General features: G+C 42.4%; 8 protein-coding genes. 5 read left to right on the top strand and 3 right to left on the bottom strand.

Annotated features, from left to right (window positions below; translation table 11 throughout):
• The first annotated feature begins 6 nt into the window (after positions 1-6).
• The 3 genes from kbl to BUA16_RS03845 all read left to right on the top strand — a co-directional run bounded on the left by kbl (position 7) and on the right by BUA16_RS03845 (position 5,471).
• Entirely contained in the window at positions 7-1,200 is a 1,194-nt protein-coding gene (kbl, locus tag BUA16_RS03855; RefSeq protein ID WP_072763325.1) for a glycine C-acetyltransferase, read from the top strand.
• A gap of 113 nt (positions 1,201-1,313) precedes the next feature.
• Positions 1,314-2,654, top strand: coding sequence for an OmpA family protein (locus BUA16_RS03850; protein ID WP_072763324.1), 1,341 nt, complete (start codon positions 1,314-1,316; stop codon positions 2,652-2,654).
• Positions 2,655-2,720: 66 nt separating this feature from the next.
• Positions 2,721-5,471, top strand: a complete 2,751-nt coding sequence (locus BUA16_RS03845; RefSeq protein ID WP_072763323.1) for a PD-(D/E)XK nuclease family protein — start codon at positions 2,721-2,723, stop codon at positions 5,469-5,471.
• A 2-nt stretch (positions 5,472-5,473) separates the two neighbouring features.
• On the opposite strand, the gene BUA16_RS03840 is transcribed toward BUA16_RS03845, so the two are convergent.
• The 3 genes from BUA16_RS03840 to pnuC form a co-directional block, all read right to left on the bottom strand.
• Positions 5,474-6,184, bottom strand: a complete 711-nt coding sequence (locus BUA16_RS03840) for an SDR family oxidoreductase (RefSeq protein WP_072763322.1) — start codon at positions 6,182-6,184, stop codon at positions 5,474-5,476.
• Positions 6,185-6,593: 409 nt separating this feature from the next.
• Positions 6,594-7,610 carry an acyl-CoA dehydrogenase family protein gene (locus tag BUA16_RS03835; RefSeq protein ID WP_072763321.1) on the bottom strand — a complete coding sequence of 339 codons (1,017 nt, stop codon included), beginning with the start codon at positions 7,608-7,610 and terminating at the stop codon, positions 6,594-6,596.
• Positions 7,579-8,184 carry a nicotinamide riboside transporter PnuC gene (gene pnuC, locus BUA16_RS03830; RefSeq protein ID WP_072763320.1) on the bottom strand — a complete coding sequence of 202 codons (606 nt, stop codon included), beginning with the start codon at positions 8,182-8,184 and terminating at the stop codon, positions 7,579-7,581. Before pnuC ends, BUA16_RS03835 begins: the two co-directional genes overlap by 32 nt.
• Positions 8,185-8,858: 674 nt before the next feature.
• On the opposite strand from pnuC, the gene BUA16_RS03825 reads away from it, so the two are divergent.
• Positions 8,859-11,201: a PSD1 and planctomycete cytochrome C domain-containing protein gene (locus tag BUA16_RS03825; RefSeq protein WP_072763429.1), complete on the top strand. Its 2,343-nt coding sequence runs from the start codon at positions 8,859-8,861 to the stop codon at positions 11,199-11,201.
• A gap of 4 nt (positions 11,202-11,205) precedes the next feature.
• Positions 11,206-12,666, top strand: coding sequence for a DUF1501 domain-containing protein (locus BUA16_RS03820; RefSeq protein WP_072763319.1), 1,461 nt, complete (start codon positions 11,206-11,208; stop codon positions 12,664-12,666).
• The last annotated feature ends 2 nt before the right edge of the window (positions 12,667-12,668 follow it).

Raw genomic sequence — 12,668 nt, 5'->3', positions numbered from 1 at the left:
TATCACATGTACGGAAAGATTAAAGAACACTTACAAAACGAACTGGCCCAAATAAAGGAGGCTGGACTTTATAAGGAGGAGCGGATTATCACTACTCCCCAAGATGCGGTCATTAAGATATCTACGGGCCAAGAGGTGATTAATTTTTGCGCCAATAACTATTTAGGGTTGTCATCCCACCCGGAAGTAATACAGGCCGCCAAGGACACCATGGATACTCATGGCTTTGGAATGTCGTCTGTGCGCTTTATCTGTGGCACTCAGGACATCCACAAAAAGTTAGAAAAGAAAATAGCCGATTTTTACGGTACCGAGGACACCATTCTATACGCCGCAGCCTTTGACGCCAACGGTGGCGTATTTGAGCCTCTACTAGGGCCGGAGGATGCCATTATTTCCGACTCCTTAAACCATGCTTCGATTATAGACGGAGTTCGTTTGTGCAAGGCGAAAAGATACCGCTATGCCAATAATGACATGGCCGATTTAGAAAAACAACTTCAGCAAGCCAATCAAGACAATGCTCGTTTTAAAATAATCGTTACCGATGGAGTGTTTTCAATGGACGGCTTAGTAGCTCCATTGGACGAAATTTCAGCCTTGGCCGACAAATACGACGCCATGGTGATGATAGATGAGTGCCATGCGACCGGATTTATAGGACCTACGGGAAGAGGAACTTTGGAAGAGAAAGGGGTCATGGGAAAAATAGACATTATTACCGGAACCTTAGGTAAGGCCATGGGAGGTGCCATGGGAGGTTATACCACTGGTAAAAAGGAAATTATTGAAGTGCTAAGACAGCGATCAAGACCTTATTTATTCTCAAATTCCTTGGCTCCTGCCATTGTTGGTGCTTCTATTAAGGTTTTCGATATGCTCGAAAATGATACCACCCTACGCGATAAATTAGAGGAAAACACCAATTATTTCAAAGCGGGAATGAAAAAAGCCGGTTTTGATATTATAGACGGAGATTCGGCTATTGTACCTGTTATGCTTTACGATGCCAAGCTCTCCCAAACGATGGCCAATATGCTCTTGGAAAAGGGAATTTATGTCATTGGTTTCTTCTTTCCTGTAGTTCCTAAGGACAAGGCCAGAATTAGGGTTCAACTTTCCGCTGCCCACGAAAAGGAGCATTTGGACAGAGCGATTAAGGCATTTACCGAGGTGGGAAAAGAACTTAACATCGTTTAAATGTAGGTTTTAACGCCCTTAAAGTGTTAAAATAATAGGACTATCATTTTGTTAATAAATTTTAACAACTTACATTTGTTAGAAATAAACACTTATAACTTAAATAATTGAACATGAAACATCTTAGCAAATTATTAGTTGTTGCTCTACTTTTTGTGGGATATAACAATGTACAAGCGCAAGACGAGAACAACCCTTGGCAGGTTAGTTTTGGTGTGAACGCTATTGACGTGTTTCCTACCGAAGATGTTAGCAGCTTTGGAAATGAGTTCTTCAATGCAACCGACCACTGGAATATTCTGCCATCCATCTCTTACGTAGGTATATCTAAAAGCGTAGGCGACGGATTTTCTATAGGTGCCAGAGGTTCGTTAAACCGCATTGACAAGTTTGGTGATACTAGTGTTGACGATTTATCGCACTACGCTGTCGATGGAACTATTAAATACGGATTCTTAAAAAACACAGTAATTGATCCTTTCGTTGAAATCGGCGGTGGATACACTTGGGTTGATGAAATCGGTGCTGGTACTGTAAACGGTGGTGTTGGAGTTAACCTGTGGTTCTCAGAAAACATTGGCCTTACCTTACAGTCTAATTACAAGCACGCTTTTGAAGATTACGGTGTAAAACATTTTCAGCACTTAGCTGGTCTAGCCATTAAATTTGGTGGTACAGATACAGATGGTGACGGTGTATACGACAAGGATGATGCTTGTCCTGAAATTGCTGGTTTGGAAGCTTTCAACGGTTGTCCAGATGCTGATGGCGATGGTATAGAAGACAGCAAAGATGCTTGTCCTAACGTAGCTGGTTCAAAAGAAATGAACGGATGTCCTGATGCCGATGGAGATGGAATTGCCGATAAAGATGATGCTTGTCCTAACGTAGCTGGTCTTGCTTCTTTAAAAGGTTGTCCAGATGCTGATGGTGACGGTGTTGCCGATAAAGACGATGCATGTCCTAACCAAGCTGGTCCTGCCGCTAACAAAGGATGCCCATGGCCCGATACTGACGGGGATGGAGTATTGGACAAGGATGATAAATGTCCAGATGTTGCCGGTACTGTAGCTAACCAAGGATGTCCTGAAGTGACTCCGGAAGTTCAAAAACAATTGAACGAGTATGCTAGAACTATCTTATTCGATACTGGGAAATCTTCTATCAAAGCAGAATCTACTGCTGTAATGGTTGATATTATTACAATCTTGAATGAGTACCCTAATGCGAAGTTCTCTGTAGAAGGTCATACGGACAGCGTAGGTAGCGCTTCTTTAAACCAAAGATTATCTGAGTCTAGAGCTTTATCCGTAAAACAATTTTTAGTTGACAAGGGTGTTGAAGAGTTTAGATTATCAGCCGTTGGTTATGGAGAAAACAAGCCTATCGCTTCTAACAACACTTCTAAAGGAAGAGCACAGAACAGAAGGGTAGAAATTAACTTAGTGAAGTAATTCGGGTCACCCCTAAAACTATACTTAAAAAGCTCCGCAATTGCGGAGCTTTTTCTATTTTTGGATATGAAAAGTTTTCTCCAAGAGGTAGTAGATGATCTGTTAGCATCCCACCGTAACATTGACGATTTAATCCTAGTACTCCCCAGTAAAAGAGCCGGTACCTTTTTGCGTACCGCAATTGCCAAGACAGCGAACAGAAATTTATTCGCGCCAAAAATATTCAGTATAGAAAGCTTTGTGGAACAGATTTCACATTTAAATGCTGCTACGAATACCGAGCAGTTGTTTTACCTCTATGAAACCTATCTACAGACCGGAAGCGGAGAAAAAGATACTTTTTCTACTTTCGCCAAATGGGGTCAGACCCTATTACAGGATTTTAATGAGATTGATCGCTATCTGATCGATCCAAAGGATATTTTTTCCTATCTCACCGATATACAAGAAATCACCCATTGGTCCATGGCCGAAGAGAAATCGGAAATGGTCCAGAATTATATGAAGTTCTGGAATAACCTAGGCACCCTCTATCATTCCTTCAACGATTTACTGTTGACTAAAGACCTTGGCCATCAAGGACTCATTTACCGGAACGCTTGCAAACACCTAGACGATTATATTTCAGAAACGGCAGACAAAACCCATGTTTTCATTGGCTTTAATGCCTTAAACTCGGCCGAATCCTTTATTATCCAAAAAATCCTGAGCAAAACCCAGGCCGATATCTATTGGGACTGCGACCCTTACTTTTTAGAGGATCCTATACATGATGCCGGCTACTTTATAAGACAGCATCAAAACACCTGGCCTGCCCTAAAGGGACAACCCCTAAAAGGGGTAAAAGCCAATTATTTGTCTAAAAAGAACATTCATATCATTGGGGTACCAAAAAATGTATCCCAGACTAAATACGTAGGCCACCTCATCTCCGAAATCTATGAAAAGGATCCAAAAGCCCTTAAAAACACCGCCTTGGTATTAGGAGACGAGACCTTGTTGAATCCAATGTTAAACGCCATCCCCGCGGAAATAGACAGCGTTAACATTACCATGGGATACCCCTTAAAGAATACGCCTTTAGCAAGCTTGTTCACACAATACCTAAACCTGCATTTAAAAAAAGAAAGCCAAGGATGGTACTATCAACAAGTATCCGATTTTTTGTCCCATCCGTTTATACAGCTGTTTTTGACCGAAAACGAAGAGGACACCGCCCTTGTTATCAGCACGGCCATTAAACAACACAATTGGGCCTTCGTAAGTCCCCAAAAATTAACGACCCTATCCAAGGTCAATCCTTCACTGGTAGAACTATTGTTTTTTAAGGAAAATGCCAATGCAACCGTCTTTCTAGACAGGTGTCTGCTCCTTGTCCAAAACCTTAAAGAAAAGCTCCAAGACACCAATGATGCCCTGGGATTAGAATATTTATATAAATTTTTCACCATTTTCAATCAACTTCACGAAATGGTAGAAAAGCATTCTTATATCAACGATTTAAAGTCCTTAGAATGTCTTTATTTGGATCTCCTGAGAAGCGAAACCTTAGATTTTCAGGGAGAACCATTGCAGGGACTTCAAATAATGGGGATGTTAGAGAGTAGAACCTTAGATTTTGAAACCGTAATCCTAACCTCGGTGAACGAAGGCATACTCCCTTCGGGAAAATCGAACAATTCCTTTATCCCATTCGATCTAAAAAAGTTATACCGCCTACCCACCTATAAGGAGAAGGACGCCGTATACACCTATCACTTTTACCGTTTATTACAACGGGCCAAGAACATCTATTTGGTGTACAATACTGAGCCCGATGTATTGGAGGGCGGCGAAAAAAGCCGACTGCTTACCCAATTGCAGACAGATGAAAATATAATGGGAGACATCACCGAAAAAATCGCGGCTCCGGCAATTTCCACGGCCAATAAAACGCTGCAGACCATAGATAAAGACCAAGGCTTAATGGACCTGATCAAAGCTCATGCGGCAAAGGGCTTTTCTCCCACTTCCTTGAGTAATTACATTAGGAACCCCTTAGATTTTTACAAAAGAAACCTATTAGGGATAGACAATGTTGTGGAGGTAGAAGAAACCGTTGCGGCCAATACCTTTGGAACCATAGTACACGATACTCTAGAAGACTTGTACAGGCCCCATATCAATGGTTTTTTAAGCGAGGAGATCCTTAAAAACATGCAGGCCAAAATAAAGCCAACGGTCTTGCGCCATTTTGCTAAAAGCTACGCCGATGGCGATATAACCAGAGGAAAAAATTTATTGGCCTTCAATGTCGTATTGCGTTACGTAGAGAATTTTATTAGAATAGAACTAAAAGAAATTAAGAACCATAGGATTAAGATTTTGGGCATTGAAGAAAATCTTAAGATCAGCCTGAGCATTCCTGGCATAGCATTTCCGGTGACCTTAAAAGGAAAACTAGACCGAATAGATGAAAAGGACGGCGTAGTGCGCATCATAGATTATAAGACGGGAAAGGTTAACAGTAGCCAAGTAGAAATCATTGACTGGGAAGATATCGTTCAGGATTATACCTATAGCAAGGCCTTTCAATTGCTCTGTTATGCCATCATGTATAATGCTTCTAGGCCTATAGACACTATAGAAGCCGGAATATTTTCGTTTAAAAATTTAAATGCGGGACTCTTGAGTTTTGCCACCAAAGAAAAAAAGGGCCACGGTCCCAAGGATGTATCCATTACCCAAGAAACCGTGGCCCTTTTTATGAATGCCTTAGAGCAGTTAATTACAGAGATCTGCAATAGCGATATCCCCCTGACCGAAAAAGAGGTATAAGCCTATTTCTTATCGGGACGGGTTGGCCGTACCTCTATTTTACTCGGTAAGGTCCTCGGATTCATATGTAGAAGGTTAAGCACTAAATCGCCAATATCTTCTGGTTGTATTTTCCAAGCATCTTCTGGCGAAGGCTCGTGGTCATTAAAATGGGTCGCTACCGAGCCTGGCATAATGGTAGATACTTTTATATCGTACTGCCTTAGGTCTAACATGGCTGCCTGGGTAAAGCCAACCACGCCAAATTTGGTAGCGTTATATCCGGCTCCATTGGCAAAAAAGTTAGTCCCGGCAAGGCTAGCCAAGCTAATATAGTACCCTTTAGACTTTTTCAAGGCCTCTACAGAAGCTTTTAGCGTGTGAAACACTCCATTAAGGTTGGTATTGATCATGGCATGCCATTGCGCATCCGACATTTCATCTATAGGAGCAAAATGTCCTACCCCGGCATTGGCCAAGACTACGTCCAAGGTGCCCCATTTAGCCAAAATTTGAGCAACAGCCTTCTTTTCGTCTCCATGTTTGCTTACGTCAGAAGCAATTGCCAACACTTTATCTGTTTTTCCCAATTTTTCCGCTGCCTGCTGTACCGTTTCCAAGGTCCGCCCGCTGATGGCGACTTTCATCCCTGCTTGTAACAATTTTTTGGCCACCCCGTAACCAATTCCCTTAGATCCGCCTGTTATATAGGCTACTTTTCCTACTAAATCCATTGCTTTATGTTTTAGGTGAAGTTAAAATTATATGCGTTGAGGCCGAAAGAAAAGGCGTTATTTTTTTCTTAAATCATAGAATGCCAGAAGGCAAATCCTAAGGAGGATGGCACATAACACTGTTTGGGCGTCGAGTTATATTATCACCCCCCGTGGCTATTTCGGACCTCGTTACAAGGCTGGGGTTGTCGTTATAACAACGATCCTCTTCCAAGTTCTTATAACCCTTGGTATTATTCTTTGGGCGTTCCCTCCTTCGTCGGGCGGGCCCTTGGCTATATCCCTTGCCCTGCTGCGGGGATGCCGCCGCGGTCCCTAACGCGTGCTCAACCCTACATATAGCAATACAGCCATAGCATTGGTTTTTCTATGGCTATAAACTTTCAAGGAACCCACTGCTTATTTATGCCTATTTCGTAAATATATGGTGTTGGGTAGCCGTAAAATAATCGCGAAAAATCTGATTGAGCTGATGATCTTCCCGACTTGCCGAGACCCCAAGTAAAGGATAATATTCTAAAATTGTTTTTGTAATGTGCTGTACAGATGCTACTGCCTCGGAATGTATTTGTCCAATGGTATCTTCATTACAGACCCATTGCCCTTGAAGGCTTTTTTCAATGGCATGGGCAAAGTCAAAGACTTTCCCATTCGCAGCGTCAAGAACCGCTTCTAATCCTATAAGCCTTTCCTTAGCCATCAGCTTACCGGCTTCCTCCAAAAAATGCTCGGCCATTCCAATATAGTTCACCCACAAGGTGAGGTCTGCAAAAACCGAAAAGGGAATTTTAAAGATAGGGTAATCAAGGTTTACCCGATTGTAAAGAAAACTGTATTTCTTATCTACGATCACCTCCTTTACATCAAAAGAATGCGTAACGGAAGCCTTTAATCCCATGGTATTCCAATTCTCTACGATCTCCACCTTATCCTTTGGAAGTAAAAATGAGCGAATCATGGGCGATCCGTCTTCATTCCGCAATGCTTCGCCATTTTCAATGATCTTGGCATTCAGGGTAAAATGTGTAAGATACGATGCTCCTGTTGCATAATGCCACTTCCCGGAGATGTTATAGGTATCGCCTTGTTTTTCAGCACTGCCAAACACTCCCCCACTACCTCCAAAACAAACTTGTGTTTGGCCTTTCCCGAAAATTTCTTCTATAGCAACCGGATGCAGATTGCCTATAAAAAAATTGGCCCCACTGCACAAGGTTACGGTCCAGCCCAGACTTCCGTCTATCTTGGCCAAAGATTTAAGTTTGTTTAGTCCCGCCGTAAAAGGGAACTCCAATCCCCCGTACTTTTGTGGCACCCATAAGCTCCAGAGATTTTCTACGGCGATCCAGTCTAAAACTTCGGCAGGAAACTGCTTTGCATTTAAACAAAGATTTCTAAGTTGTTCTATAGGATTGCTTTCTTTCATCTTCAATAATTGACAGCCATTTTAAATACCCAGAGGTTGCTACAATAAATAGAAAAACCGTCAAGCCCGCATATATATACAACCCCTTATAACACAGCAATGGAATAGCTATGATATTGCTAATATTGAGATAAATCCAGTTCTCGAGCTTTCTTTTGGCCATTAACCACATACCCGCCCAACCAAATGCCACTACAATGGCATCCCAAAAGGGAACATCGGAATTGGTATGGTACCTTAGCCAATAGGCCATTAAAAGAAAACAGCCCAATACAATTCCCATAGCTTTTAAATGCTCGGGGGTATCGGATACCGAAATGGCCGCTTCTTTTTTCTTGCGTCCAAACTTCCAATATACCCAACCATAGATACTCATTATGAAATAATACATGTTCAACAAGATATCGGCATAAAGCTGGGAATGGTAAAGCACATATATTCCCACTAAAATGGAGATTATCCCAAATAAATAATTATGAACATTGTTATTCCTTGCCAGAAGTACCTGTACAACTCCAAAGGCTGTACCCAAGGCTTCTAACCAAGTAAGATGTGTGAAAAAATCCTCTATCATTGTTATTTTTTTACAAAAGGGAGGATGAACTAAGAGAGGTATTACGGAAGTTTAGCTCCTTACATAAAATCCCTACGCCGGCATTATCCGGATCAGGTACAGCATAAAAGCGCTCTTGGGTATCATCTCAGCCTACATATTTTTGCAAGCACCCCATTTCATTGGCAAAGCTATGACTATTATGGCGATATATGAAGAAGGAAATGGTGAAAATAATGATCAAAAAAAAACAGTCTTAAAAAATCTTGATTTCTTTGGTTAAATAACTCTAAATACACCATTTAACAGCCTTCTTCCCATAATTAATTGCTTTCATGATAAAATTTTAAAACCCATTAAATTTTATAAGGTATTTTTTAGTTGGCAAAACATGCCTTTAAAAGACACTTCTAAATGTCACTTTTCCCTAGTTAAAATCTTAATCCAAAATACAAAAAGGATAAAATAGAGGTGATTTTTGCAACTATAATGAAAGTACCAAATGATGCAAATTTTTATATTTATCAGATTGATATACAGATTGATTGGGATGGATTTGTATAAACGACAATATATTTACCTAAAACCTTACCTCATAAGTCTAATCTGGGACTACCCGATTTCTAAGAGGAAGGAAACAGTATTGTTTTTTAGGAAATAGGTATGCTCTAATGTTCTATCGGCAAATAATTCAAATGAAACAGAAAACAATTCTAATAACAATCCTTTCAATACTCTTTGGCATGTTGTATGCCTTTAAAAAAGGCGTATTCGTTGCTCCTAAGGATGAATATGCGGTTTTAAAATTACCGGAAATAGTTGATTACAACTTTCACATCAAGCCCATACTCTCCGATAATTGTTATACCTGCCATGGTCCCGATGCAAACAAACGTAAAGCGGGACTTCGATTAGACCTAGAGGAAACGGCATTTTCTGAACTTCCCGAAAGTTTAGGTGAATTTCCTATCGTTTCCAAAGCCCCTCACAACAGCAAGGCCTATCTGGCAATCGTTTCAGACGACCCCGATGTGCTGATGCCACCACCAAATTCAAATTTGGCACTAAATACCTACGAAAAACGGCTCATCAAGAAATGGATAGAACAAGGAGCTAAATTTGAGAAACATTGGGCCTATATTCCGCCTAAGAAAAACAAACCTCCTAGGACAGAAAAGACCGATTGGGCAGAAAACGAAATAGATGCCTTTGTGCTACAGGTTCTGGAGGCGAACAACCTATCACCATCAGCAAGGGCTTCTGAGGAAACGCTTATCCGTAGAATTAGCCTAGATTTGACAGGGCTTCCCCCCTCCCCCACACAAGTCCAGCAACTTCTTGCTGATGATTCCAAAGAGAACATCTCAAAGATCATCGACGCGTTTTTGGGCTCCTCGGCCTATGGGGAGCGCATGACTCAATCTTGGCTCGACGTAGCCCGATATGCCGATTCCCACGGATATCAGGATGATAGTTATCGTACCATGTGGCCTTGGCGCGATTGGGTGATCCATGCCTTCAACAGCAACCTGCCCTATGACCAGTTCCTGACTTGGCAATTGGCGGGCGACCTGCTTCCCAACGCCACAAAGGAGCAGGTATTAGCGACCGGTTTTAACCGAAACCATCCCATCACCCAAGAAGGTGGTGTCATTCAGGAAGAATACCGTACTAATTATGTGTTGGACAGGACCAATACCCTCGGTAAGGGAATTTTAGGGATTACCCTAGAATGTGCCCAGTGCCATGATCATAAGTATGACGCCATTTCACAAAGAAATTATTTTGAATTTTTTGCATTTTTTAATCAAGTAAACGAAAAAGGGCTACAATTGGATGCCGTCCAGGCAAAAAACCAAAAATTCTTCGCCGATCCTCCCTATATAGAAATTTCCAAGGAAGAGAGTGATGATGTCCTCTCATTTATCAACATGAAAAAAACGCCGGAAATAAAGGTAATGGTCATGAACGACTCAGCACCCAAAACAACCTATATACTTAATCGGGGCGAATATGACCAGCCTACCGACTCGGTGCAGCCTGCTACCCCGGAAGCAATTTTTCCTTTTTCGGAAAAACTTCCAAAAAATCGTTTGGGGCTTGCCCAATGGTTGACGGACACCAAAAACCCTTTGACGGCAAGAGTCCACGTTAATCGCATTTGGGCCATGCTATTCGGAAAGGGCCTTGTAGAAACGTCTGAGGACTTCGGGGTACAAGGAAGCCTCCCGACCCACCCCAAACTACTCGATTGGTTGGCTGTTGATTTTATGGAGCACGGCTGGGATACCAAGTACCTGCTCAAAAAGATAATGCTCTCTGCCACCTATCAGCAGAAGTCCGAATTGAGACCGGACCTAAAAAAGGTCGACCCCGATAACAAACTATTGGCCAGAGCCGAGCGCTTTCGTATGAGCGGTGAAATGATCCGAGATTATATTCTGGCTACAAGCGGATTGCTCAACCCTGAGATCGGTGGGCCAAGTGTAAAGCCCTACCAGCCTGCAGGTCTTTGGGAGGAAACTAATGCGGGCGGTAATCGTGGGGTTTTGACCAAATATATTCCCGATGAGGGCGACGACCTTTATCGACGCTCCCTATATACCCTTTGGAAAAGAACCCTGCCCCCTCCGAACATGACCATATTTGATGCACCCACTAGAGATTTTTCAGAGGTGCGCCGCCAAAAGACCAATACTCCCTTACAGGCCCTAGTACTTCAAAACGATGTGCAAATATTAGAGGCGGCACGTGTAATGGCACAACGGATGATCATGGAGAAACCAAATAATACCGATTTGGTGACGGATGTTTTTAAACGCATTTTGATACGCGCTCCTAAAAAGAAGGAGCTATTGATCCTTGACAGTTATTATCAAGATGCGCTGAAACTTTATAAAAACAATACCGAAGATGCCCAAAAATTGATCGCAGTAGGAGATTATGAACAATTAGACACGGATGTTGCGAAAACGGCTGCCCTCATGCTTACTGCACAGGCGATTTACAATTTAGATGAAACGATCACCAAAGAATAAGGTTATGGAAGAAGATAAAAACAACAATGAAAATCCATTAAAGGCCAACAGACGCCATTTCTTTTCACAGCTAAGCGTTGGGATAGGCTCATTGGCATTGGGATCGCTTTTGATTCCTGATCTGTTTAAGGGAGGCGCCGAAAAATTAATGAACCAACCCTTGGGTATCGCCCATTTTGCTCCGAAGGCCAAACGCATTATCTATCTCTTTCAGGCCGGGGGGCCTTCCCAACTGGAATCTTTTGATTATAAACCAACCCTACAAAAACGGATGGGTGAAGACCTGCCCGAATCGATAAGAGCTGGACAACGACTGACGGGAATGACCTCTGGACAGGATAGTTTTCCTCTGATGCCCTCCGCTGTAAAATTCCGCCAACATGGAGAAAGCCAAACTTGGATCAGTGATTATTTTCCACATATCGCCAAAATAGCAGATGAGATTACCGTGGTCAGAAGTATGCAAACCGAGGCAATCAACCACGACCCAGCCATTACATTCTTTCAAACAGGCAGTCAAATTTCCGGCCGCCCTAGTATGGGGTCTTGGTTGAGCTATGGCCTTGGAAGCGAGAACAAAAACCTACCTTCTTTTGTGGTCTTGACCTCTAGAGGTAAAGGAAATAGCCAAGGCCTGTATTCAAAACTATGGTCTAGTGGATTTTTAGATTCCAAACACCAAGGGGTGTTATTGCGATCTGGGAAAGACCCCGTGTTGTATCTGAACGATCCCGACGGAATATCACGCTCGGATAAAAGGCATTTATTAGACCATGTATCATCCTTGAACAAATTACATCATCTCGAAACGGGCGATGATGAGATCGAATCGCGCATTGCTCAATATGAAATGGCATACCGAATGCAGATGTCGGTCCCCGATGTAATGGATATTTCCAAGGAACCGGAGTCTATCATCAAATTGTACGGCGAGGATTGTCAGGTTCCAGGTACCTATGCCGCCAATGCGCTGCAGGCCCGAAGATTGGCCGAGAATGGTGTTCGCTTTATACAATTGTACCATCAGGGATGGGACCAACATGGGAATTTACCCAACGAAATGGCCGGTCAGGCCAAGGATGTTGATAAAGCATCCGCGGCTTTGGTCATGGATTTAAAACAAAGGGGCATGTTAGAAGACACCTTGGTAGTTTGGGGGGGTGAGTTTGGCCGTACCAATTACTGTCAAGGAAAGTTTGATCCAACGAACTACGGACGTGACCATCACCCCCGGGCCTTTAGTGTTTGGATGGCAGGTGGAGGTATCAAACCCGGACTTAATTATGGAAAGACCGATGAATTTGGATACAACGTAATTGAAAACCCTGTGCATATCAATGATTTCCACGCTACTTTGATGCATGCCATGGGCCTCGATCATGAACAATTGACCTACAAACACCAAGGTCGTCGATTTCGTTTAACCGATGTTGCTGGTCATGTAGTAAAAGATCTTTTAATTTAATG

Origin of the sequence: Arenibacter nanhaiticus (assembly GCF_900141935.1) — a bacterium.
GTDB lineage: Bacteria > Bacteroidota > Bacteroidia > Flavobacteriales > Flavobacteriaceae > Arenibacter > Arenibacter nanhaiticus.
The sequence above is the reverse complement of the archived record's forward strand: the minus strand, read 5'-3'. Positions and strand labels throughout refer to the sequence as shown.